General features: G+C 73.8%; 25 protein-coding genes. 9 read left to right on the top strand and 16 right to left on the bottom strand.

Features of this window, described 5'->3' with window-relative positions; genetic code table 11:
• The first annotated feature begins 22 nt into the window (after nucleotides 1–22).
• The 6 genes from pcaH to JOD66_RS02820 are packed head-to-tail and all read left to right on the top strand — an operon-like array spanning nucleotide 23 to nucleotide 4,779.
• Entirely contained in the window at nucleotides 23–793 is a 771-nt protein-coding gene (gene pcaH, locus JOD66_RS02845; RefSeq protein ID WP_204835427.1) for a protocatechuate 3,4-dioxygenase subunit beta, read from the top strand.
• Complete coding sequence (pcaG, locus tag JOD66_RS02840) at nucleotides 786–1,334, top strand: protocatechuate 3,4-dioxygenase subunit alpha (protein WP_204835426.1); 549 nt, start codon at nucleotides 786–788, stop codon at nucleotides 1,332–1,334. Before pcaH ends, pcaG begins: the two co-directional genes overlap by 8 nt.
• A complete protein-coding gene (locus tag JOD66_RS02835) occupies nucleotides 1,331–2,476 on the top strand; it encodes a lyase family protein (RefSeq protein ID WP_204835425.1) in 1,146 nt (381 codons plus the stop codon). Before pcaG ends, JOD66_RS02835 begins: the two co-directional genes overlap by 4 nt.
• Entirely contained in the window at nucleotides 2,469–3,221 is a 753-nt protein-coding gene (locus tag JOD66_RS02830; protein ID WP_204835424.1) for an alpha/beta fold hydrolase, read from the top strand. The genes JOD66_RS02835 and JOD66_RS02830 overlap by 8 nt, the downstream gene beginning before the upstream one ends.
• A complete protein-coding gene (pcaC, locus tag JOD66_RS02825) occupies nucleotides 3,218–3,598 on the top strand; it encodes a 4-carboxymuconolactone decarboxylase (protein ID WP_204835423.1) in 381 nt (126 codons plus the stop codon). The genes JOD66_RS02830 and pcaC overlap by 4 nt, the downstream gene beginning before the upstream one ends.
• Nucleotides 3,595–4,779, top strand: a complete 1,185-nt coding sequence (locus tag JOD66_RS02820; RefSeq protein WP_204835422.1) for a 4-hydroxybenzoate 3-monooxygenase — start codon at nucleotides 3,595–3,597, stop codon at nucleotides 4,777–4,779. The genes pcaC and JOD66_RS02820 overlap by 4 nt, the downstream gene beginning before the upstream one ends.
• 26 nt (nucleotides 4,780–4,805) lie before the next feature.
• Here the strand turns inward: JOD66_RS02820 and JOD66_RS02815 are convergent, their stop codons facing one another.
• The 3 genes from JOD66_RS02815 to JOD66_RS02805 are packed head-to-tail and all read right to left on the bottom strand — an operon-like array spanning nucleotide 4,806 to nucleotide 8,353.
• A complete protein-coding gene (locus JOD66_RS02815) occupies nucleotides 4,806–5,429 on the bottom strand; it encodes a serine aminopeptidase domain-containing protein (protein WP_204835421.1) in 624 nt (207 codons plus the stop codon).
• Complete coding sequence (locus tag JOD66_RS29340) at nucleotides 5,429–6,739, bottom strand: cryptochrome/photolyase family protein (protein WP_204835420.1); 1,311 nt, start codon at nucleotides 6,737–6,739, stop codon at nucleotides 5,429–5,431. Before JOD66_RS29340 ends, JOD66_RS02815 begins: the two co-directional genes overlap by 1 nt.
• Nucleotides 6,740–6,763: 24 nt before the next feature.
• Entirely contained in the window at nucleotides 6,764–8,353 is a 1,590-nt protein-coding gene (locus JOD66_RS02805; RefSeq protein ID WP_204835419.1) for a GMC family oxidoreductase, read from the bottom strand.
• Nucleotides 8,354–8,519: 166 nt separating this feature from the next.
• On the opposite strand from JOD66_RS02805, the gene JOD66_RS02800 reads away from it, so the two are divergent.
• Nucleotides 8,520–9,743: a helix-turn-helix domain-containing protein gene (locus tag JOD66_RS02800; RefSeq protein ID WP_204835418.1), complete on the top strand. Its 1,224-nt coding sequence runs from the start codon at nucleotides 8,520–8,522 to the stop codon at nucleotides 9,741–9,743.
• On the opposite strand, the gene JOD66_RS02795 is transcribed toward JOD66_RS02800, so the two are convergent.
• The 6 genes from JOD66_RS02795 to JOD66_RS02770 all read right to left on the bottom strand — a co-directional run bounded on the left by JOD66_RS02795 (nucleotide 9,740) and on the right by JOD66_RS02770 (nucleotide 16,724).
• Nucleotides 9,740–10,237, bottom strand: a complete 498-nt coding sequence (locus JOD66_RS02795; protein WP_204835417.1) for a hypothetical protein — start codon at nucleotides 10,235–10,237, stop codon at nucleotides 9,740–9,742. The two genes, JOD66_RS02800 and JOD66_RS02795, sit on opposite strands and share 4 nt — an antisense overlap.
• Nucleotides 10,234–10,596 (bottom strand): helix-turn-helix transcriptional regulator, encoded by a 363-nt coding sequence (locus JOD66_RS02790; protein ID WP_204835416.1) that lies wholly within the window; start codon nucleotides 10,594–10,596, stop codon nucleotides 10,234–10,236. The genes JOD66_RS02795 and JOD66_RS02790 overlap by 4 nt, the downstream gene beginning before the upstream one ends.
• Nucleotides 10,597–10,617: 21 nt before the next feature.
• A complete protein-coding gene (locus JOD66_RS02785; protein ID WP_204835415.1) occupies nucleotides 10,618–12,054 on the bottom strand; it encodes a phytoene desaturase family protein in 1,437 nt (478 codons plus the stop codon).
• Between the two features lie 104 nt (nucleotides 12,055–12,158).
• Nucleotides 12,159–13,427 (bottom strand): PucR family transcriptional regulator, encoded by a 1,269-nt coding sequence (locus tag JOD66_RS02780; protein ID WP_204835414.1) that lies wholly within the window; start codon nucleotides 13,425–13,427, stop codon nucleotides 12,159–12,161.
• 22 nt (nucleotides 13,428–13,449) lie between these two features.
• The gene (locus tag JOD66_RS02775) at nucleotides 13,450–14,919 is read right to left on the bottom strand and encodes a class I adenylate-forming enzyme family protein (protein ID WP_307823259.1); all 1,470 of its coding nucleotides are present in this window, start codon (nucleotides 14,917–14,919) and stop codon (nucleotides 13,450–13,452) included.
• The gene (locus JOD66_RS02770) at nucleotides 14,916–16,724 is read right to left on the bottom strand and encodes a DUF3556 domain-containing protein (RefSeq protein WP_204835412.1); all 1,809 of its coding nucleotides are present in this window, start codon (nucleotides 16,722–16,724) and stop codon (nucleotides 14,916–14,918) included. Before JOD66_RS02770 ends, JOD66_RS02775 begins: the two co-directional genes overlap by 4 nt.
• Nucleotides 16,725–16,874: 150 nt before the next feature.
• Here JOD66_RS02770 and JOD66_RS02765 point away from each other — a divergent pair, with 150 nt between their 5' ends.
• Together JOD66_RS02765 and JOD66_RS02760 are read left to right on the top strand one after the other, a co-directional pair.
• Complete coding sequence (locus tag JOD66_RS02765) at nucleotides 16,875–17,273, top strand: homing endonuclease associated repeat-containing protein (RefSeq protein ID WP_204835411.1); 399 nt, start codon at nucleotides 16,875–16,877, stop codon at nucleotides 17,271–17,273.
• A 14-nt stretch (nucleotides 17,274–17,287) separates the two neighbouring features.
• Nucleotides 17,288–17,824 carry a DUF4334 domain-containing protein gene (locus JOD66_RS02760; RefSeq protein ID WP_204835410.1) on the top strand — a complete coding sequence of 179 codons (537 nt, stop codon included), beginning with the start codon at nucleotides 17,288–17,290 and terminating at the stop codon, nucleotides 17,822–17,824.
• Nucleotides 17,825–17,832: 8 nt separating this feature from the next.
• On the opposite strand, the gene JOD66_RS02755 is transcribed toward JOD66_RS02760, so the two are convergent.
• The 7 genes from JOD66_RS02755 to JOD66_RS02725 are packed head-to-tail and all read right to left on the bottom strand — an operon-like array spanning nucleotide 17,833 to nucleotide 22,759.
• Nucleotides 17,833–18,459, bottom strand: coding sequence for a flavodoxin family protein (locus tag JOD66_RS02755; protein WP_204835409.1), 627 nt, complete (start codon nucleotides 18,457–18,459; stop codon nucleotides 17,833–17,835).
• Between the two features lie 37 nt (nucleotides 18,460–18,496).
• Nucleotides 18,497–18,880 carry a DUF1304 domain-containing protein gene (locus JOD66_RS02750; RefSeq protein ID WP_204835408.1) on the bottom strand — a complete coding sequence of 128 codons (384 nt, stop codon included), beginning with the start codon at nucleotides 18,878–18,880 and terminating at the stop codon, nucleotides 18,497–18,499.
• Nucleotides 18,877–19,722, bottom strand: coding sequence for an SDR family oxidoreductase (locus JOD66_RS02745; RefSeq protein WP_204835407.1), 846 nt, complete (start codon nucleotides 19,720–19,722; stop codon nucleotides 18,877–18,879). The genes JOD66_RS02750 and JOD66_RS02745 overlap by 4 nt, the downstream gene beginning before the upstream one ends.
• Nucleotides 19,723–19,726: 4 nt before the next feature.
• Nucleotides 19,727–20,635, bottom strand: coding sequence for an ABC transporter substrate-binding protein (locus JOD66_RS02740; RefSeq protein WP_204835406.1), 909 nt, complete (start codon nucleotides 20,633–20,635; stop codon nucleotides 19,727–19,729).
• Entirely contained in the window at nucleotides 20,632–21,300 is a 669-nt protein-coding gene (locus JOD66_RS02735; RefSeq protein WP_204835405.1) for an ABC transporter permease, read from the bottom strand. The genes JOD66_RS02740 and JOD66_RS02735 overlap by 4 nt, the downstream gene beginning before the upstream one ends.
• The gene (locus JOD66_RS02730; RefSeq protein ID WP_307823258.1) at nucleotides 21,297–21,950 is read right to left on the bottom strand and encodes an ABC transporter permease; all 654 of its coding nucleotides are present in this window, start codon (nucleotides 21,948–21,950) and stop codon (nucleotides 21,297–21,299) included. Before JOD66_RS02730 ends, JOD66_RS02735 begins: the two co-directional genes overlap by 4 nt.
• Nucleotides 21,947–22,759 carry an ATP-binding cassette domain-containing protein gene (locus JOD66_RS02725; RefSeq protein ID WP_204835404.1) on the bottom strand — a complete coding sequence of 271 codons (813 nt, stop codon included), beginning with the start codon at nucleotides 22,757–22,759 and terminating at the stop codon, nucleotides 21,947–21,949. Before JOD66_RS02725 ends, JOD66_RS02730 begins: the two co-directional genes overlap by 4 nt.
• Between the last annotated feature and the right edge of the window lie 81 nt (nucleotides 22,760–22,840).

Here is a 22,840-nt window from a genome sequence, read left to right as displayed (position 1 = left end):
CCCCGCCGCCTAGCGTGTGACCGTGACCACGACCACCGCCACGCCGGCACTGGAGACCCAGGCGCGCATCACCGCCGAGATCGCCGAGGCGCAGGCCGCGACCGCACCGGGTGCGCCGCAGCCGCGGATCGACTTCCCGCCGTACCGCAGCTCCGTGCTGCGCCACCCCACCAAGGACCCGCGCCACGCCGACCCCGAGGGGATCGAGCTGGTGGCGCCGGTGTTCGGGCACTCCGACCTCGACCCGGTCGAGGCCGACCTCACCATCCAGCACGGCGGCGAGCCGATCGGCGAGCGGATGCTGGTCACCGGGCAGGTCCTCGACGGCGACGGGCGCCCGGTGCGCCACCAGCTGGTCGAGATCTGGCAGGCCAACGCGGGCGGACGCTACATCCACAAGCGCGACCAGCACCCCGCGCCGGTCGACCCCAACTTCACCGGCGTCGGGCGCTGCCTGACCGACGGCGACGGGGTCTACCGGTTCACCACCATCAAGCCGGGCCCGTACCCGTGGCGCAACCACCTCAACGCCTGGCGGCCCGCGCACATCCACTTCTCGCTGTTCGGCACCGAGTTCACCCAGCGCCTGGTCACCCAGATGTACTTCCCCGGCGATCCGCTGTTCGCGCTCGACCCGATCTACCAGTCGATCACCGAGCCGTCGGTGCGCGAGCGCCTGGTCGCCACCTACGACCATGACCTGACCACCCACGAGTGGGCGACCGGCTACCGCTGGGACATCGTGCTGACCGGCACCCACGCGACCCCGTTGGAGCGTGCCGACCATGAGTGAGACCCTCGCGCCCACCCCCGGGCAGACCATCGGCCCGTTCTTCCACTACGCGCTGCCGTACGCCGGCGGTCCGTTCCTGGTCCCCGCCGGCACGGTCGGCGCGGTCCGCCTCCACGGCACCGTCTACGACGGCGCCGGAGCCCCCGTCCCCGACGCGCTCCTCGAGCTCCGGCAGGCCGACCCGGCCGGCCGGGTGCCGCGGGTCGAGGGCTCGCTGCGCCGCGACGGCCGGTTCACCGGCTGGGGCCGGGCGGCGACCGACGCGTCCGGGCGCTACGCCTTCACGACGGTGGAGCCCGCCGGTGTCGACGGGGGAGCGGCCTTCTTCGCCGTGACCGTCTTCGCCCGCGGCCTGCTCGACCGGCTGTTCACCCGCGCCTACCTGCCGGGGGAGTCCGACGACCTCCTCGCCGGCCTGCCGGCCGAGGACGCCGCGACACTGCGGGTCGAGCGCGAGGCCGACGGCAGCCTGCGGTTCGACGTCCACCTGCAGGGGGACCGCGAGACGGTCTTCCTGAGCTACCCGCGGCACCGGTCATGAGCCTGCTGCGTCCCGGCGCGCACCGGGCCGCCGGGATCGCCGACGACACGGCGGTGCTGGCGGCGCTGCTGCGGGTCGAGACCGCCTGGGCCCGGGCGCTCGTCGCCGCCGGGGTCGCGACCGACGCCGAGGCCGCGGAGGTCGCCGAGGCGGCGGCCGGGCTCGACGTCGACCTGACCGCATTGGCGGTCGCGGCCGAGACCGCCGGCAACCCCGTGGTCCCCCTGGTCGAGTCGCTGCGCGCTGCCGCCGGCGACGCCTCGGGTGCCGTGCACCGCGGGCTCACCAGCCAGGACGTCGTCGACACCGCGCTGGTCCTGCTCGCCCGCGACGCCGTGGCCCGCGTGCGTGCGGACCTGGTCGCCACCGGCGACGCCCTCGCGACTCTCGCCCGGACCCACCGCGACGACATCGCGGTGGCGCGGACGCTCACCCAGTGGGCGGTCCCGACCACCTTCGGGCTGCGGGTGGCCCAGTGGCTGGCCGGCGTCGACGACGCCGTCACGCGGCTGGACGCGCTGACCTTCCCGGTGCAGTACGGCGGCGCGGCGGGCACCCGCGCGCTGTTGGCCGAGCCCGAGGCGCTGCCCGCGCTCGCCGCCGCTCTCGGTCTCGATGCGGCCGTGCTGCCGTGGCACACCCGGCGCGCGACGGTCACGGCGATCGGCGACGCGCTCACCACCGCCACCGACGCCCTCGGTGTCGTCGCGGCCGACGTGCTGCTGCTCGGCCGCCCCGAGGTCGCCGAGGTCCGCGAGGGCGCCGTCGCCGGGCGCGGTGGCTCCTCGACGATGCCGCACAAGCAGAACCCGGTCCTGTCCGTCCTCGTGCACGCCGCCGCGCAGCAGGCACCGGGCCTCGCCGCCCAGCTCCACCTGTCCGCGGCCGGCGCCGTCGACGAGCGGCCCGACGGAGCCTGGCACGCCGAGTGGCCCGTCCTGACCCGGCTCCTGGAGCTCGCCGTCACCGCGGCGAGCCAGGCTGCCGAGGTCGTCGCCGGCCTGCAGGTCGACACCTCCGCGATGGCCGCCCGCGTCGATGCGGCCACCGCGACCGGCAGCCTCGACGACCGGGGCGGGACCGGCGCGGCCGGCCGCCTCGTCGACCTCGCCGTCGCCCGCTGGGAGGAGACCCGTGGTTGAGCTGACCTGCACCCAGCTCACCGGTGCCGAGCGAGGCGCGGACGCCGAGCGGGTCCTCGTCGTGGGTCCCTCCCTCGGCACCGGGGTCGCCGACCTCTGGTCGCGCTGCGCCGCCCTGCTCCCGGCGACCTGGCAGGTCGTCGGCTGGGACCTGCCCGGCCATGGTGCCGGTGCGCCCACGACGTCGGCGTTCACCGTCGCCGACCTGGCCGCCGCCGTCCGCGACCGGGCCGCGGGGATCGCCGCCGGGCGCCCGGTGGCCTACGCCGGCGTCTCGCTCGGTGGCGCCGTCGGCTTCACGATCGCCGTCGAGCCGGGGCCCTTCGACGCGGTGGTGACCCTGGCGTCCGCCCCGCGGATCGGTACGCCGGAGGGCTGGCACGAGCGGGCGGCGTACGTCCGCGCGGCCGGGACCGCCGCCATGGTCGAGGGGTCCGCGGCGCGCTGGTTCGCGCCCGGCTTCCTCGAGCGCGACCCGGCGACCGGCAGCGGGCTGCTGCTCGCGTTGCAGTCCGTCGACGACGAGTCCTACGCCCTGGCCTGCGAGGCGCTCGCGACCTACGACGTCCGCGACCGGATCGCGTTCGCGCCGGTGCCGCTGCTGGTGGCCGGCGGCGCGCACGACGTCGTGGTCACCCCCGACCAGGTCGAGGTCGTGCTCGACGACGTCGCCCACCTGCCCCCCGCCGAGGACCCGGCCGCGACCGCGGCCCTGATCACCCGCTTCCTGGAGACCGACCGATGACCTACGACGACCCCTTCGACGCCGGCATGACGGTTCGCCGCGAGGTGCTCGGCGACGCGCACGTCGACCGCGCGGAAGCCGCGAAGACCCCGTTCACCCAGGACTTCCAGGAGCTGATCACCCGCTACGCCTGGGGCAGCGTGTGGACCCGCCCCGGCCTGGACCGCCGGACCCGCTCGGTCGCCGTCCTGACCGCGATGATCGCGCTCGGGCACTGGGAGGAGTTCGCGATGCACGTGCGTGCCGCGCGCACCAACGGGCTCGGCGACGACGAGATCGCCGAGGTGATCCTGCAGGCCGGCGTCTACTGCGGCGTCCCCGCTGCCAACCACGCCTTCGCCGTCGCGAAGGGCGTCCTCGAGGAGCTGGACCGATGACCGCCCCGACCCCCACCACCACCGAGGTCGCCATCGTCGGCGCCGGGCCGGCGGGCCTGATGCTCGCGCACCTGCTGCAGCGCGCCGGGATCGAATCGGTCGCGATCGACGTCCGCAGCCGCGTCGAGATCGAGAACACCCACCGGGCCGGGATCCTGGAGCAGGACAGCGTGCGGCTGCTCACCGACAGCGGCGTCTCCGACCGGGTGCTGCGCGACGGCTACCGGCATGCCGGGATCGACCTCGCCTTCGGTGGCGGCGGGCACCGGATCGACTTCGAGGCGCTGGTCGGCGCGTCCGTGCAGCTCTACCCGCAGACCGACGTGTTCATCGACCTCGCCGACGCCCGCGCGCGCGACGGCGGGGACGTCCGGTTCGGGGTGAGCGAGGTGTCGGTCGCCGACATCACCGGCGACCGGCCGCTGATGAGGTTCACCGACGCCGACGGCGTACGCCACGAGGTCGCGGCCCGGACCCTGGTCGGCTCCGACGGCTCGCGCAGCATCTGCCGCCACGAGTTCCCGGAGTCGCTGCGCCGGCAGTTCTTCCGCGAGTACCCCTTCGCCTGGTTCGGCATCCTCTGCGAGGCGCCGCCCAGCAGCGAGGAGCTGATCTACAGCCACTCCGAGCGCGGCTTCGCGCTGATCAGCCAGCGCACCGAGAGCCTGCAGCGGATGTACTTCCAGTGCGACCCGGCCGAGGACGTCGCCGCCTGGTCCGACGACCGGATCTGGGCCGAGCTCCAGGCCCGGGTCGGCGCCAACGGCTACGTGCTGAAGGAGGGGCCGATCACCTCGAAGGTGGTGCTGCCGTTCCGCAGCTTCGTCCAGGAGCCGATGCGTCACGGCAACCTGGTGCTCGCCGGCGACGCCGCCCACACCGTGCCACCGACCGGCGCCAAGGGCCTCAACCTGGCGCTGGCCGACGTCCGGGTGCTCGCCGAGGAGCTCGAGCTGCACCTTCGTGGCGACGAGACGGCCCTCGACCGGTACGCCGAACGGGCCCTGCGGCGGGTCTGGAAGGCGCAGCACTTCTCCTACTGGATGACCACGATGCTGCACCGGCTGCCCGAGGCGAGCGACTTCGACGTACGCCGGCAGGTCGGCGAGCTGACCTCGCTGGTCACCTCGACGGCCGGGTCGACCTACCTGGCGGAGGGGTACACCGGCTGGCCGTCCTGACCCGGGTGGGCGGCACGCACCCAGGCTTAGCCCGGCGCGAGCACCTCCCGCACGCTTGCCGCGGCGTACGCGTCCCACAGCGCCATCCGCCGGAGCAGGTAGTGCCCGACGGCGCCCATGTCGGTGAACTCCGCGTCGGCGACCGCGGCCGCCCGGGCGACGAAGGCCCGGGTGGCGCGGGGCGAGGTGATCCGGTCGCGGCGGCCGTGGGCGGCGCGGAGCAGCTTGCCGGTCAGCGGCGCGACCGGGTCGTCGGGCGGAAGCCAGGGGGCGAGCGCGACCACGCCGCGCATCGACGGGTGGTCGGCGACGGCGACGCCGGTGCGGGCGCCCATCGAGTGGCCGAGGACCGCGACGGGGAGGTCGTGGGTGCGGGCGATCTCGTCGAGCGCCCAGCGGGCGTCGGCGACAGGCGGCGGCACCGCGTCGTGCCCGGCGTTCCAGCCCTTGACCCGGTAGCGCAGCAGCAGCACGCCGATGTCGTCGCGCGTCACGGCCGCGGCGAGATGGCGGGCCAGGGTGCGGCCGCGGCGCCACGGCAGGCTGCGGCCGTCGAGGGGGTCGGTGCCGTGCTCGGCGCCGCCGTGCAGCACCAGCGCGATCGCCCGCGGCCGCGCCGGGAGCCAGCTGTCGGTGATCGACGGCGTCATCAGCCGTGCCTCCGGAGCAGCTGGTAGGCCTCCAGGGTCGCCGCGCGCTGCTCCGCGTGGTCGACGATCGGCTCGGGATACCCACCCTGGTCCGGGTCGGCGAGCTCGGGCACCCAGCGCCGCACGTACGCCCCGTCGGGGTCGAACTTCTTGGCCTGCGTGGTCGGGTTGAACACCCGGAAGTACGGCGCCGCGTCGGTCCCGCAGCCGGCCACCCACTGCCAGTTGTGCTGGTTGCTCGCCAGGTCGCCGTCGACCAGGTGGGTCATGAAGTGCCGGGCGCCGTGCTGCCACTCGACGTGCAGGTCCTTGACCAGGAAGGACGCCACGATCATCCGGACCCGGTTGTGCATCCAGCCCTCGGCGAGCAGCTGTCGCATCCCGGCGTCGACGATCGGGTAGCCGGTGCGTCCCGCCGTCCAGGCGTCCAGCCGCCGGCGCAGCTCCGCCCCGGTGATATAGGGCAGGCCGCGCAGCTCGGGGCGGAAGTACTCCCGCGCGGACGCCGGCCAGTGGTGCAGCACGTGCGCGTAGAACTCCCGCCAGGCCAGCTCCTTGCGGAAGGTGGCCGCGTGCGGGTTGCGCGCATCGAGGTCGGCGAGGACGGTGCGCGGGTGGATCGTGCCCCAGCGCAGGTCGGGGGAGAGCCGCGAGGTGGCGTCGAGGTCGGGGCGGTCGCGGACGTCGTCGTACGCCGTCCCGCGCCAGGCGTCCCAGCGCGCGAGCGCGGCCGCCTCGCCCGGCTCCGGGAGGTCGACCGCGGAGACGTCCGGCTCGTCCGGCAGCTCGTCGCCGGGCGCGCCGACCCACTCCACGGCGGCGGGATCGGACGCGGCGGGCGGGCGCCAGCCGTGCTCGACCCACGCCCGGTGGAAGGGGGTGAACACCTGGTAGGGCTTGCCGGCGCCGGTCAGCACCCGGCCCGGAGCGATGGCGTACGGCGACCCGGTGCGGACCAGCGGCAGCTCGCCCAACGCCTCCTCCACGCGGGCGTCCCGCGCGGCGCCGTAGGGAGCGAAGTCGGCACTGACGTGCACCGCGCGCGCCCCGACCTCCGCGACGAGCGCCGGCAGCACCGTCTCGGGGCGTCCGGCGCGGACCACCAGGCCCGGGCCGTGGCGGCGCAGGTCGGCGTCGAGGGCGCGCAGGGTGCGCAGCAGGAAGGCGCGGCGCACGTCGCCGGACGCGCCCCAGAGCACCGGGTCGAGGACGAACAGCGGCAGCACCGGGCCGTCCGCGGCCGCGGCCAGCAGGGCGGGGTGGTCGCCGAGGCGCAGGTCGCGGCGGAACCAGAGGATGCTCGGCGTCACCCCGCCATGCTGGCAGACGGGTCCTCAGGACCCGGCGGTCAGGAGGTCGGCGGCCTTCTCGCCGATCAGCATCGTCGGGGCATGGGTGTTGCCGTGGGTGACCCGCGGCATCGCCGAGGCGTCCGCGACGCGGAGCCCGGCGACGCCGTACACGCGCAGGGCGGCGTCGAGCACGCCCCCGGCAGCACCGCTCTCGGTGCCCATCCGGGCCGTGCAGCTGGGGTGGTAGGTGTGCTCGACGCCCTCGCGCACGGCCTGCTCCAGGTCCGCGCGGGCGCTGCCGAACCGCGGGCCGGGGTGGATCTCGTGGTTGGCGAAGTCCTTCAGCGCCGGCGCGGCCAGCACCTCGCGGGCCCGCTCGATGCCCTCGACCATCGAGGTCAGGTCGTCGGGATGCGCGAAGTAGTCGTTGCGGATCCGCACCTTGCGCTCCGGGTCCGCCGAGGCGAGCCGCACGGTGCCCTCCGAGCGGGCGCCGACCAGGGAGACGCCGATCGCGATCGCCTTGCCGTGGTAGGTCGCGGCGCCGTGCTGCCAGAAGTAGACCGGTGCGCCGATCAGCTGCAGTGCGGGCGCGTCGTCGGCCACGCTGGAGTGGAAGAAGGCGCCCGCCTCGCCGATGTTGGAGGTGAGCATGCCCCGGTGCCGCAGCAGGTACCTGACCAGCTCGGCCGGCTTCTCCGCGGACGCCAGGTTGTCGGGGTGGCTGCTGTCCCAGTTCACCAGGTACATCGGGTGGTCCATCAGGTGCGCGCCGACGTGCGGGTTGTCCACGAGGGTGGTGATGCCGTGCTCCGCGAGGTGGTCGGCGGGCCCGATGCCGGACAGCATCAGCAGCTGCGGGGTGTTGTAGGCGCCGGCGGCGAGGATCACCTCGCGCCGGGCGCGGATGGTCTGGAGGGTGCCGTCGACCTTGGCGAGGACGCCGGTGGCGCGGCCGTTCTCGATGGTGACCCTGTGGACCAGCGCCCGCGGCCTGATGGTGAGGTTGGGCCGTTTGCGATGGGGCGCGAGGTAGCCGTCGTACGTCGTCCAGCGGCTGCCGCGGTGGGTGAACCGCTGGTAGAGCGAGGCGCCCTCCTGCTGGGCGCCGTTGAAGTCGTCGGTGCGGCCCAGGCCGACCTCCACCATCGCCTCGACCAGGCGGCGCGAGCCCTCGCGGGGGTCGGGCGCGTCCTCGACGTACTGCGGGCCGGAGGCGCCGTGGAACTCGCTCGCGCCGCGGCTGTTGGTCTCCATCCGGCGGAACAGGGGGAGCACCTCGTCGTAGGACCAGCCGGTGGCGCCGGCCTTGGCCCAGCCGTCGTAGTCGGCGCGGTTGCCGCGGATGTAGATCATTGCGTTCATGCCGCTGGTGCCGCCGAGCATCCGGCCGCGGGGCTGGTAGATCCGGCGTCCGTCGAGGTGCGGCTCGGGCTCGGACTCGTAGTCCCAGTCGAGCGCGGTGTGGAACTGCTTGGCGAAGGCCGCCGGGATCTGCACGTTCAGGTGGGGCCGGCTCCGGCCGCCCGCCTCGAGAACGAGGACGGAGACCCCGGGGTCCTCGCTCAGCCGGCCGGCGAGCACCGCCCCGCCCGACCCGCTGCCCACTACCACGTAGTCGTACTCGCTCATCGCTTTCCTCTCGCTCGTGCCGTGGGTCCAGCCTGCGTCCGGGCGCCCGCGCGGCGCTTGTGACCGGCACCACACGTCGGCGGGGGATTTGTGGCAGAGTCCAAGAGCGGCGGGGCGGATCCGGCTTCTACTGGTTCTCGATGTACCTGGCACCAAAGGGGGTGGCATGACGACCGAGGTCGCCGAGGCGATCGAGACCTGGTTGGCGCAGTTCGCCGAGGCGGCGCTCCAGCCGGCCGAGGTCGAGGAGTTCGTGCGCAGCGTCGACGACGAGATCATCGCCGCGATCCCCGAGATCGCCGGCGACCCGGCGCTGATCGAGGACCTGCACGCCTCGACCCGGGCGCACTGGCGCAACTTCCTGGTCGGCGTCTGCGACGAGTTCCGGCTCGCGCTGCCGCCCTCGGCGATCGCGCTGAGCCTGTCGATCGCGCGCCGGCACCTCGACATCAACGTGCTGCTCAAGGTCTACCGGGTCGCCAACAAGAGCGTCTTCCGCTATCTCACCGAGCACACCCGGGCCGACGCGTTCCCCGAGGGCGTGCCGCGCGACGAGACCCTGATCCTGCTCTGGCTGCGGGCCGAGCGCTGGATCGACGAGTCGATCGAGCAGCTCATCGACCACTACACGGGCGAGCGCGCCCTGCTCGCCGAGGGCGCGCACGCCCGCCGGGCCGAGACCATCGAGGCGCTCGTCTCCGGCGCCGAGCCGACGACCGCCGCGGAGCAGACCCTCGGTCACAAGCTGATGCTCTGGCAGACCGCCTTCGTGCTCTCGGCGCCCCCGGAGGGCGCCGGCGACGTGCCCTTCTTCGACGTCGCCGTGCAGCTGTGCCAGCAGCTCGGCCTCCCGCGCCCGCTCACCCATCTCACCGGCAGCCGCGAGCTGTGGGGCTGGGTCGCCACACCCGACGAGCCGGCGTACGACCTCGACCGGGTGGCGGACACCGTCGCCACGCTCGGCCTGCACCTCGCCGTCGGCCGCCCCACCCACGGCCCGGCGGCCTTCCGGGCCAGCCACCTGCAGGCCGTCGCCGCCCAGCGGATCGGCCTGCGCGCCGCCGCGCCCTGCCACGACTACCGAGCCGTCGAGCTGGTCAGCCTGCTCGGCGACGGCGAGCTCACCCGCGCCATGGTCCGCCGCGTCGCCGGCCCGCTGCTCGGCCGCGGCAAGGGCGACGACGCGCTGCGCGCCACCGCGCTCACCTACCTGCGCGCCGGCCAGAACGTCGACGCCACCGCCGAGCAGCTCTTCGTCCACCCCAACACGGTGCGCTACCGGGTCGCCCGGCTCGAGGACCTGCTCGGCCACCGGATCACCCAGGACGCCGCCCGGCTGGAGGCGTGCCTGGCGTGGGTGGAGGTGTACGGCGGGGAGGGCCTGGTCTAGTGCCCTTCTCGGAGGGTGATGGCCAGGCGCCGGAGCTCGGGCAGGGCCTCCAGGTCCTTGCGGCGGCCGGCATGCTCCTTGGACCTGATCACGTCGGCGAGGCTCGCGATGCGCGAGTCGTTCTCGCCGGTGCGCTGCGGACGTGCGTCGCGGACGAGGTCGTCGAATCCCGAGGTGCCGGCCGGGGTCATGGAGATGTCGAGGTCGCCATGAGGCGTGGTGAGGTTGAGCATCGCCATGCCGGCGAGGGCGGTCGCATCGGTCGAGAACGGGAGACCCTCGTCGATGCCGTCGACGCGGATGCGGGCGCTCAGCGCGGTGAGGGCGGTCGCGAGTCGTTCGAGATTGTCGTGGCTCCGCTCGGGGGTCACGTCGACGTCGAAGGTCGGACGGCTCGCGCCGTGGAGGCGCGCCGCGTAGCCGCCGATGACCACGAACTCGACGCCATGATCAGTGAGGATGTCGAGGATGGCGCTGGGCCGGAACTCGCTCATGCCGTGAACCCGTACTCGGAGAAGAACTCGTCGAGGGCGGCCTCGCGCTCGGCCTGGAGGTCCGGGTCGGCTGCGGCTCGCCGATCGAGCACCCGGTCGTGGTCGTCGAACAGGTCCAGCCGCATCCGGATGTCGAGCCCGATCGCGATCAGGATGGCGCTCAGCGTGGGGATGCTGGGCTGCATGCGGCCGGTCTCGATCCGGGCGATGGTGGACCGGGGTACGCCGGCGGCGTCGGCGACCTGCTGCTGGGTGAGACCGGTGCGGATGCGGGCATCCTTCAGCAGGTTCGCCGCGGTGCGGCGGATGTAGCCGGCGGTGGTGGGGCCGGCGAGCTCCTCGAGGCTCTTGCGCGCCATGCCTCGATGGTAGCGGATCCGCTACGCGCCGCCCCGTTGTGAGGGGGCTCCCAGCCCCAGGTCCCGGATCGCGAGCCGCGCCGCGTGGTAGCCGGCCATGCCGTGCGCACCGGGGCCGGGCGGGGCTGCCGCGGAGCACAGGTACACCCCGCGGGCGCCGGTGCGGTAGGGGTTGCGGCCCGGACGCGGCCCGAGCAGCAGGGCGCCCGGCGACTTGGCGCCGGTGAGGATGTCGCCACCGACGTAGTTGGCGTTGCCGCTCGCGAACCGACCCGGAGCGGTGACGTGGACGCCGACGATCCGCTCCCGGAAGCCGGGGGCGAAGCGCTCGATCTGGGCGGTGATCGCCTCGGTGGCGTCGCCGGCGTAGCCGGCGGGGACGTGGGCGTAGCTGTAGACGGGGTGCACGTCGCCGCGGGAGCGGGACGGGTCGGCGAGGTACTGCTGGCCGAGGAGCACGAACGGACGCTCGGGCATCCGGCCGTCGGCGACCGCTCGCTCGTTGGCGATGATCTCGGCCGGTCCGCCGGCGAGGTGCACGGTGCCGGCGCGGCCGACGTCGGCGTCGCGCCAGGGCACGCCCTGCTCGACGGCGAAGTCGATCTTGAAGGCGGCCGGGCCGTAGCGGTGGCGGCGGTAGGCGCGGCGGGTGCCGGCGGGGAGCCGGTCGCCGTACAGGTCCAGGGCGGCGGTGGGCGACAGGTTGAGCAGGACGGCGGCCGCGGGCGGCAGCTGGTCCAGCGAGGTGACGCGGACGCCGGTCTCGATCCGGCCGCCGTGGTCGAGCAGTGCCTTGGCGAGCGCCTCGGTGAGCGCCTGGGTGCCGCCGACGACGACCGGCCAGCCGGCGTGGTGGCCGGCGGTGAGGATGCCGGTGCCGATCGCCGCGGAGACGACCTCGGTGAGCGGGCGCATGGCGTGGGCCGTCGTACCGAGGAACAGGGCGCGGGCCTGCTCGGTGCGGAAGAGCCGGGCGAGCAGGGCGGCCGGCAGCACGGTGGGCGTGCCGAAGCGGCCGAGCAGCAGCGGGTGGCGGGGCAGGTGGACGACCGGGCCGAGGATGTCGGCGGCCAGCCGGCCGTAGGCCCGCGACGGCCCGCCGAAGAGCAGCTTCCAGCGGCGGGCGTCGGCGCCGAGGCCGGCGGCGGTCGCCGTCACCGAGCGGTGCAGCAGCGCGGGCGCGGCGTCGTCGAGGGGGTGGGCCGCGTCGATCTCGGGCCACGCCCAGCGCAGGCCGTACGCGTCGAGGCCGGCGAGCGCGGGGGAGCCCACCGCCATCGGGTGGAAGGCGGCGCAGTGGTCGACCAGGATGCCCTCGCCGAACGGCTGGCCGGTGCGGGTGCCGCCGCCGATCTCGTTCTCGGCCTCGAGCACGGTCACCCGCGCGCCGGCGCGGGCCAGGGTCAGCGCGGCGGCCAGGCCGTTGGGACCGCTGCCGATCACGAGGGCGTCCGTCATGGCTCGACCGTACGGCGGCGAGGGCCCCGGCTCCCATGTCTCGGGAGGCCGGACTTCGCGGGCGCGCCTTGGTTCCAGCGCACAAGAGCCGCCGCCGCCACGGGTCAGCCCGCCTCGGCCAGCACCGCGCGCCCCAGCCAGTGGCACGCGGTGAGGGCCAGCTCGATCGCCTGCCGGTCCGAGCCGATCGGCCGGCCCAGCGCCTTGGCGGCGGACGCGATCCGGTACTTCACCGAGTTCTTGTGCATCAGCATCGCCTCGGCGGTCGCGGTGTAGCTGCTGTCGTGCTGGAAGAACAAGAGCAGGGTGTGGCGCAGCCGCTCGTGCTGCTCGTCGTCGCGGGCCAGCTCGCCCAGCGTCTCGCGCACCCAGGTCCGGGTGGTGTCGAGGTCGTGGGTGAGCAGCGCGGCGACCTTGAGCCCCGGCTCGTCGAAGCCGGTCACGGCGCGGCGTGGGTCGTCCCCGACGGTGGCGACCTGCTGCGCCTGCACCGCCTCGAGATGGGTGCGTCGGAAGCCCTCCACCCCCGAGGCCGGTCGCCCCAGCGCCAGGCGGGGCAGCGGTGGCTCGCCCACGGCGCGCAGCCGGACCGCGAGCGCGCCGAGATCGGGCACGACGTCCTCGGGGACGGCGAACCACGCCCACGCGGTGGCCCGGTCGTGCGGCACCAGCAGCGGCGTGCCGCGCGCGCCCAGGGCCTCCGCGACGGCCGTGGCGGTCCGGGTGAACCGGGTCAGCTGGTCCTGCTGGGTGCCGGTCTCGTGCACCCACAGCACGGCACCGAGGTGGCTGACCCGCAGCCGGTAGCCGAGCACCCGCTCGGCGCCGTCGACGTCGGTCACCGTGCCCGCGACCAGCTCGTCGACCCGGCCGACGCGGGCACTGTTGCGCTCGGCCAGCCAGCGCTCGCGCTCGTCCTCGTAGACGGTGATCACCCGCTGCGAGATCCAGTCGATGTAGTCGAAGGTGACCGCGACGACCCTCTCGTACGCCGCGGCCCGGGCGGGCGGCGGCGCGTCCATCCGGTCGCACTCGGCGAAGACCAGCTCCAGCAGGTTCTGCTGGCCCAGCCGGTAGGCCCGCACCAGTGCGCTGACGGGGACCCCGCGCTGCGCGAGTCGGCGCGCGTACTCGTAGGCCGCCGACGGAGGCTCGATCTTGTCGAGCGGGATGTCGTGGCGCAGCGCGTTGAGGATGTTCTCGACGTTGCCCTCGATGCTCGCGTGGAGCAGGTCGATGATCGCCGCGTCGCCGTCGAGCTCGGAGATCCGGCTCGAGAGCCGGTCGCGGAGCGCGCCGGTGAGGTCGGCGAGGCGGGCCTGCAGCGCGGCCGCGACCACCTCGACGAGATCGGTCCCGGAGCGCTGCGCCATCCCGGCATCCTCGCAGACCGGCTCAGACCGTGCTCGGCTCACGCAGCAGCCCCTTGACCAGCTTGCCGACGGAGTTCTTGGGCAGCTCGGTGCGCACCTCGAAGGCGTCGGGGACCTTGTAGCGCGCCAATCCGGCCGCGCAGTGGGCGTGCAGCTGCTCGGGCGTCACCACGTGACCGGGCCGGGGCGCGACGTACGCCACCGGGACCTCGCCGAGCACCGGGTGCGGCCGGCCCACGACGGCGGCCTCCAGCACGGCGGGGTGCGCGTAGAGGCACTCCTCGATCTCCTTGGGGTAGATGTTCTCGCCGCCGCGGATGATCAGGTCCTTGATCCGGTCGACGATGCGCAGGTAGCCGTCCTCGTCGAGGATCCCGACGTCGCCCGTGTGCAGCCAGCCGTCGCGGATCACCGTCGCGGTCTCCTCGGGCCGGCCGAGGTAGCCGCGCATCACGTTCGCGCCGCGGATCACCACCTCGCCCCGGCTGCCGGGTGGCAGCCGCTCACCGGACGGCGAGACCACCGCGACCTCCTGCCCGGGCAGTGCGACGCCGACGGTTCCCGGCCGGCGGGGCCCGTCCAGCGGGTTGATGGTCGAGGCGACGCTGCCCTCCGAGAGGCCGTAGCCCTCGACCACGGGTACGCCGAAGCGCTGCTCGAAGCGCACGATCAGCTCGGCCGGCATCGGCGCCGCGCCGCACACCAGGAAGCGCAGCGAGGACGTGTCCACCTCCCGCGCGGTGCGGGCGTCGAGCACGGCGTAGATCGTCGGCACCGCCGAGAAGTAGGTCGGCCGCTGGGTCTCGACCAGGTCCCAGAGGGTGTCGGGGGAGAACCGTGGCGCGACCACCACGTCGCCGCCCGCCCGCAGCGGCGCCAGCGTGCCCGCGATCAGGCCGTTCGCGTGGAACAGCGGCAGGACGAGCAGGCTGGTGTCGGCGGCGGTCAGCGCGAAGTGCTCGACCAGGGAGCCGCTCATCGCGTCCAGGTTGGCGTGGTCGAGCAGCACGCCCTTCGGCCGGCCGGTCGTGCCGCTGGTGTAGATGATCAGCGCGAAGTCGTCGGCAGCCGCCACCGGGCCCGCGTCGGGCTCCGGAGGACGGGTGTCGGCATGGATCGAGGCGGCGTCCAACCAGGCGATCCCGACCGACGCGGCCAGCTCGCGGGCGCGCTCGTCGCCCACGAGCACCGCGGCCGCCGAGTCCTGGAGCTGGTAGCGGGCCTCGTCGTCGGTGAGGGCCGCGTTGACCGGGGTCAGCGCGGATCCGCGGTACCAGGCGGCGAACATCGTGGTGACGATCTCCGCGCAGTTCGGCAGCATCACCGCGACGGTGTCGCCGGGGGCGATCCCGAGCCTGCCGAGCCGCTGCGCGAGCCGTCGTACGTCGGCCGCGAAGCCGGCGTTGTCGAAGGTCCGTCCATCGTCGCGAAGGCAGCGGCCGGCGGGGTCCTGCTCCGCGCGGGCGAAGGGGATCGCGGCCAGCGGGCTCACGCCGTCACCTCCGGGGTGCGCTCCGGGGCGCGCCGGTCCGGGTGGTGCTGCGGGTGTCGCCAGGTGACGGTGGTCGGCACCGGGCCGTTGGGCAGCCATGGCTGCTCCCGGACGCAGTCGGCGACCAGCCAGGTGCCGCGTTCGACGATGCCGAGGGCCGCGTCCATCACGAAGTACGCCTGGGTGGGCTTGTGGATCGGCTGCGACTCGACCCAGACCACCACGAACTCGCCGGGCGCGAAGCCGATCCGGCGCTGGATCGCGTCGATGAGCTGGTCGTCGTGCAGGTGGCCGTCACCGAAGTTCCAGCCGATCACCGAGTTGCAGCAGAACTCGGCCTCGCGCAGCGAGTAGGTCTCGTACTCGGCGCCGAGATAGTTCTGCATCACCGAGAACAGGCCGCGACCCTGGCTGTGCATCGAGCGCCACGCCAGCGTCATCTGCATGGTCACCTCCGCGACGTCCTCGGGATAGCCCATGCCCTCGACGAGCTGGTCGATCTGGTTCTTCGCCGGCTTCTTCAGCTGGTTGAGCCTGGCCTCCGCGCCCGGCGCGAACGCCCAGGTGGCCGAGGCCCAGTTGCCGGCGTACTGCCGCATCGAGGGCAGGAAGGAGACCAGGTCCGGACGCAGGTTGCCGAGGACCGGGAACAGGGAGAGCGCCGCGACGAGGACCGGGAGCAGCCACGGCCGGCTGAGGTCGGCGACGCCGTAGCCGTCGCCCGCGAAGTGGCCGGCGAACAGGAACACCGTGATGTAGGCGAACAGGATGTTCCACTCCAGCGGTACGGCGAGAGGGAAGGTCTGGGTGATGAACAGGTGGAAGAGCACCATCGCGCCCACCGCGAGCAGGGTGAGCGTCCAGTTGGTGCTGAACAGCAGGACCAGCGGGACGACGAGCTCGGCGGTCGTACCGAGGACGTGGGCCATGAACCAGGCGAGCCGGGACGGCTTGAGGTCGTCGGGCAGCGAGCGGTAGTGGGCGCGCTTGACGAACCGGGGAGCGAAGGGCGCGTTGGAGACCATCGGCGGGACGACGTTCTCGAAGTGCGCGTTCATCTTGGACAGGGCCGCGCCCACCCAGACGATGACGATGACGAGCTTGGCGGCGACGATCAGGTCGACCAGGGTGAGCACGCTGCCGGCGAGGCTCGAGACGATCAGGATCGGCAGGTACTGCTCGCCGCGGGCGGCGAGGAAGAGGATCTTGTCGCGCAGGCCGCAGAGCACCAGCAGCCCGGCAGAGAGGGCCATCAGCCGCGGGTCGACCAGCTCGACCCCGCCGAGGCCCTCGATGGTCGTGCTGCTGCCGGCGACGACGGCGAGCAGGAAGCTCGCCAGGGTGGCGAGGTAGAGCAGCACGTCGAGGACGCCGCGGTTGTCGCCCGCGGTGAACGGCACCTTGCCTGGCCACGGTGGCAGCCGGATCGTGTCCGGTCGCGCCCAGTAGGCGATGCCGCCGGTCATCGGCTTGAAGTGCGCGGCGAGCGGGCCCCAGGTCCCGCCGATCCCGAACAGCTCGAGGAAGAGCGTCCAGAGCACCAGCTTCTGGTAGATCACCGGCTGGTCCCACCACTGGGCGACGTCGAGCGGACCGCCGACTCCGGAGGTGAGGGTCGCGAGCGCGACGCCGCCGACGACATAGAGCACGAGCAGCTTCACGATGTAGATCGTGTGCACCAGCTTCGGCGTGCCGAAGCCGTACTCGGCCCAGAACGTGGCGAGCAGGCGGATCCGCTCCTGACGGGGGCGGGCGAGCAGCTCCGCCGGGTCGACGGGTGGGGCATCGGGGGTGAGGAAGGGCATCGGTCGGGCTCCTTGGTGACTGGTCGCCGTGGCGGATGCCTCGAAGGTAGGGACGCGGGTGTGTCGACGGTCACGGCCACGGCGACCGAAGATCCGGGGCGTCTTCGTCCCCGACGGACAACGGCCGCCGGGGTGGCTACGGTGGGGCTCATGCGGGTCCCCGAGTTCTCCGACGAGCAGATCGCCGCCGACCTCGCCGCGGCTGCCGCCGAGCTCGGCGAGCCGCTCACAGCGGCGGCGTACGACGGGTGGCAGCGCCGGCGCGTCGCGGCCTCGCCCGCGCTGCTGATCCGCCGCTTCGGGTCGTGGAACGCCGCGTGCGGCCACGCCGGGGTGGCCACGAACAAGACCCGGTCGACCAGTCGGCGGTGGAGCGACGAGGACGTGGTGGCGATCGTGGCGCGCTATCTCGCCGCGCCCGGGAGCACCGGCTCCTTCGCCGACTACACCGCCTGGGCCAAGGCGGAGGACGGCGTGCCGAGCGGCGCGACCCTGCGGCAGCGGTTCTCGTGGGCCGAGGTCAAGAAACGCGCGACCGAGCTGTCATGAGCGAGAATGACAGCATGACTGTCATTCCCAGTGACCGGCTCGCCGCCCTCGAGCCGGCCTGCGCGCTCCATGACGCGCTCGCGCTCTTCGACAGCCTCCCGGCCGTGCGTGCCGAGGAGCTCACCGGCCGCTGGCACGGCCGTGAGCTGGCGACCGGGCACCCGATGGACGGGCTGCTCGAGGCCTCGGGCTGGTACGGCAAGCAGTTCGACTCGGCCGACGACGTGCACCCGCTGCTGTTCCGCGCGCCCTCCGGCGCCATCGTGTCGGTGGATCCGCGCCGGATCCCGTTCGGCATCGTCGACAAGATCCCGTCCGGCGTGGTCGCCCGGGGACGCGCGGTCATGGGCGCGGCGCTGCCCGTGCTGCGGACCCGGAAGCCGCGCGCCCGGGTGCGCCCGGTCGAGTACCGCGGCGTGGTCACGGCCGGGATGAGCTACGACCACCTGCCGATCATCGACCTGTTCCGCCGGGTCGACGACGACACCCTGCTGGGCTGCATGGACCTGCGCGACGCGCCGCCGTACTTCTTCGTGCTCGCGCGCGACTGATCCGCCCGTCAGGCGGCGGGATACGGCGACCCGCGCAGCAGCCGCGCCAGGTGGGCGGCGTTGGCCGCGAGCGTCGCGGTCGTCGTGGCGGTCTTCTCCGGCTCGGGATCGAGATCGCGGTAGTCGGTCGACTGCATCGCCTCGCCGACCCAGTAGGTGACCCCGTTGGCGGGGATGGTGAAGCCGACGTCGCTGAGCGCCTGGTAGACCTCGGCCGAGACGTGGTGGGCGCCGTCCTCGTTGCCGACGACGGCGACGCCCGCGACCTTGCCGGCGGTGAGCAGCCGCCCCTCGTCGTCGGTCTCGCTCAGCTCGGCGTCGAGGCGCTCGAGCACCACCTTGCAGACCGACGCGGGCTGGCCCATCCAGATCGGGGTCGCGAGGAGGAGGATGTCGGCGTCGAGCACCTGCTGGCGGATCGTCGGCCAGGCGTCGCCGTCGCCCTCGTCGGTGCTCACGCCGAAGGCGACGTGGTGGTCGACGACGCGCACCAGGGTGCCCTGCACCTCGTGGTCGGCCAGCGCCGCCAGCACGCGGCGACCGAGCAGCTCGGAGCTGGACGGCGCCGGCGTCGGCTTGAGCGTGCAGCAGAGCACGAGGGCGCGCAACGGTCGGGTGTTCTCGGAGTCGTCCATCCGCGGGCGGTACCCGGGCCCGGAGCGGTGAGCCGGGTCAGGCCAGCGCGATCGCCAGCAGCACCACGGCGACGGCCGGGAAGGCGAGCTGGGTGAGCGCCGCCCGCGCCTTGTCGGGCGAGGACAGCAGCAGCACAAGGCCGGCCGCGACCATCGACCCGGCGCCGGTGAACACAAGGGTGGCGCCGACCCGGTCGTCGTCGGCCGCGAACGCGATGATGCCGCCGGCGGTGACCAGGGCCAGGAAGAGGTTGTAGAAGCCCTGGTTGAAGGCCAGCTCCTTGGTGGCCTCCGCCTCGGCCTGGCTGGTGCCGAAGGTGGCGCGGGTGCGGGGGCTGGTCCAGGTCAGCGACTCCATCACCCAGATGTAGCCGTGGAGCAGGGCGGCGAGGCCGGCGAACACCAGCGCGACAGCGGTCATGCGGGCGATTGTGGCGTGCGGGAGAGGTACGCCGCCAGCCCCGTCGCCGCGCGGCCGGTGAGCCGCTCGACGTGGTCGGTCACGCCGGCCAGCTCGCCGCGGGCGATCGCGGTGTAGGTGGACACCCAGGCGTCGTACTGCCACTGCGGGGCCTCCCACCGCCGTCGCGACGCGTAGGCCTCCTCGACGGTCTCGTCGTGGTAGCGCACCGGCCGGCCGAGGTGGGCGCTCAGGATCTCGGCGACCTCGGTCAACGTGGGCGCCGTCGGACCGGTGAGGTCGTAGGTCGCGCCGGCGTGGGGCGCGATGTCGAGCAGCACCGCGACCGCGCTCGCGGCCACGTCGTCGCGGGTCACGGCCGCGACCCGGCCCGCGCCGGCCGGTCCGCGGATCACGCCGTCCTCGCCGACCAGGTCGGGCAGGAAGTCGAGGTAGAGGTTGTCGCGCAGGAAGGTGAACCCCATCCCGGAGGCACGCAGGTGCTGCTCGGTCGCCCAGTGGTCGCGGGCCAGGGTGAAGGTGGCGTCGGGCGCCGCGCCGTAGAACGAGGTGTAGACGACGTGCTCGACGCCCGCCTCGGCGGCGGCGTCGACGAACGCGAGGTGCTGCTCGAGGCGGTCGGCGGACTCGGCGGCCGAGACCATGAGCAGGGTGCGCACGCCGCGCATCGGCTCCGGGTCGCCCGCGGCGTAGGTCGAGCGGACCACGCTCGCGCCGGGGAGCTCGGGCGCACGGGAGGGGTCGCGCACCAGCAGGCGCTGCGCGACCCCCCGCGCCGCGAGGGCCCGGGCGACGCGTCCCCCGAGCCCTCCCGTCGCACCGGTGACGGCTAGCTCGGCCATGTCGTCACAGCAGCCCTTCCTTGGTGAGCCAGTCCTTCGCGATGGTCGCGGCCGGCAGCTGCTCGTCGACGCTGCGGGCGTCGAGGTCGACCAGGTCCTCGGGCGACATCGCCGCGCTGACCTTGTTGATGATGCCCGCGGCCTCGTCGCTCAGGTCCTTGCTGGCGACCGGGACGACGTGGGAGGCGAGGAACAGGCCCTTGGTGTCCTCGAGGGTGACCAGGTCGTTCTTCTTGATCGACGGGTCGCCGGTGTAGATGATCGCGAGCTGGATGTCGCCGTCCTTGAGCGCCTTGACCGTGAGCGGCCCGCCGCCGTCCTCGATCGGCGTGAAGGCCACGTCGACGCCGTAGGTGTCCTTGAGGCCCTTCGGCCCGTTGGGCCGGCTCTCGGCCTCGGAGTTGGCGCCGAAGGTCATCTTCTCGGTGACCTTGGTGAGGTCCTCGATGGTCGACAGGCCGTACTTCTCGGCGAACGCGCGGGTCACGACGTAGGAGTCCTGGTCGGTGGCCGGCGACTCGTCGAGCACCTCCAGGCCCTTGTCGGCGGCGGCCTTCTCGAGCTCGGCGTAGACGTCGTCGGCGAGGCGGGCGGTGGTGTCGGGCTCCCAGACCTGCAGCAGCGGGCCGGTGTACTCGGGGAAGAGGTCGATCGAGCCGTTCTCGATCTCGGGGAGGTAGGCCTCGCGCTGCCCGATCTTGAAGTCGCGCTGGACCTTGATGTCGGCGGCCTCCAGGGCCTGGGCGTAGGCCTCCGCGATGATCTCGTTGGAGTAGTAGTCCTGGGAGCCGATCACGATCGTGTCGCCGCCCTTGTCGCCACCGGAGCTGAGCGGGTCGTCGCTGCCGCACGCGGTGAGGGAGAGCGCGGCGGCCGCGACCAGGGCGAGACCGAACCGAGGGGTGCGGGTCATGAGGGAACCTTTCCTGTGGTGGGGCGGCTGGCCCGTTGGAGGGCAGCCATGGTGAGGTCGAGCACGAGGGCCAGGGCGGCGACGAGGAGCGCCCCGGCGAGCATCTCGTCGTACTGGCGGGACTTGAGGCCGGCGAAGAGATAGCGCCCCAGGCCGGTGTCGGAGATGTACGCCGCGAGGGTGGCCGTCGCGACGACCTGGAGCAGCGCCGCGCGGACGCCGCCGAGGATCACGTCGGCGCCGAGCGGCACCTCCACGCGGGTGACCAGCTGCCACTCGCTCATCCCGATGGCGCGGGCGGCGTCGACCGCGCCGCGGTCGGCGGCCTCGATCCCGGCGTACGCCCCGGCCAGCAGGGACGGGAAGGCGAGCGCGACCAGCGCCAGCAGGGGCGCCTGCAGCCCGATGCCGAGCGCCAGCCCGAGCAGGGTGAGCAGCCCGAGGGTCGGGACCGCCCGCACCGCGCCGGCGAGCGCGACCACGACCAGCCGGCCGCGACCGGTGTGGCCGATCAGGATGCCGAGGGGGAGCGCGAGCACGGCCGCGATCGCGACCGCGGCGAAGGTGACCAGCAGGTGCTGGAGGATCCGGTGGTCGATGCCGGTCGACCCGCCCCAGTGGGCGCCGTCGGTGATCCAGGCGAGGGCGTCGCCGAACAGGCTCATCGCGCCGCTCCCGTGGGAGTGGCGGCCCGCCAGGGGGTCGCGAGCCGGCCCAGCGCGACGAGCAGCCCGTCGAGGAGCACCGCGAGCAGCATGGTGCCGACCACGCCGGTGACGATCTCGGCCCGGATGTCGCGCTGGAAGCCGTCGGTGAGCAGGTTGCCGAGACTCGGGATGCCGACCAGGGCGCCGATCGTGACCAGGCTGACGGTGCTGACCGTGATCACCCGGACTCCCGACAGCAGCACGGGTACGGCGAGCGGCAGGTCGACCTTCCAGAACAGCCCCGCGCGGGAGTAGCCCATCGCCTCGGCCGCCTCGCGCACCCGCGCGTCGACCGAGCGGAAGGCGTCGGCGGCGGTGCCGGCGAGCAGGGCGGTGCCGTAGACCGCCAGCGCCACGATCAGGGTCAGCCCGGAGCGCAGCGGGATGCCGAGCAGGACCGGGATCACGATCAGCAGCGGCAGCGCGGGCACGGAGTAGAGCAGGCTGGCGGTGCCGAGGACGAGCGTGCCGGCGCGCGGCCAGCGCCAGGCGACCCGGCCGAGCAGGACCGCCACCAGCACGCTGATCACGATGGCCGGCACGGAGAGGCGGACGTGCTGGACCAGCATGTCGAGCACGTAGGCGCGGTTGGCCTCCAGCCAGCTCACTCGAGCACACCCAACGGCCGGCCGTCGCCGTCGACCACGACGCTGCGGCCCTCGACCTCGAGGGTGCGCAGGGCGCGCTCGGCGCGGTCGGCGCCGATGAAGTCGCGCACGAAGTCGTCGGCGGGCGCGGCGACGATCTCCTTGGGCGTGCCGGCCTGGGCGACGATGCCGCCGGTGCGCAGGATCACCACCTCGTCGCCGAGCCGGAAGGCCTCCTCGATGTCGTGGGTGACCAGCACGATGGTCTTGCCGAGCTCGGCCTGGAGCTGGAGCAGCTGGTCCTGCAGCCCGCGCCGCACGATCGGGTCGACGGCGCCGAAGGGCTCGTCCATGAGCAGGACGTTGGGATCGGCCGCGAGCGCGCGCGCCACGGCCACCCGCTGCTGCTGGCCGCCGGAGAGCTGCGCGGGATAGCGCTTCCCCAGCGCGGGGTCGAGACCGACCCGCTCCAGCAGGGCGAGGGCGGCCGTGTGGGCCGCGCGCTTGGGCGTGCCGGTGAGGAGGGGCACCGTCGCCACGTTGTCGACCACCCGCCGGTGGGGGAGCAGCCCCCCGGCCTGGGGGACGTAGCCGATCGAGCGGCGCAGCTCGACCCGGTCGAGGTCGAGGACGTCGCGGTCGTCGATGAGGACCGTGCCGGTGGTGGGCTCGACCATCCGGTTGACCATCCGCATCAGCGTGGTCTTGCCGGACCCCGAGGTCCCCACGAGGGCGAGGGTGCGGTGGGACGGGACGGCGCAGGAGAAGCCGGTCACCGCGACGGTGCCGTCGGGGTAGGTCTTGCCGACGTCTCGGAACTCGATCCCCATGCGGGGAACCCTACGGTGCCGCGGGGACAACGGGGAGGACCCGCGCGCCAGCCGGGGCCGGGCACGGTGACAGGCCCGGAC

The organism is Nocardioides nitrophenolicus, assembly GCF_016907515.1.
Taxonomy (GTDB): Bacteria; Actinomycetota; Actinomycetes; order Propionibacteriales; family Nocardioidaceae; genus Nocardioides; species Nocardioides nitrophenolicus.
This window is presented reverse-complemented; position numbering and strand designations above follow the sequence as displayed.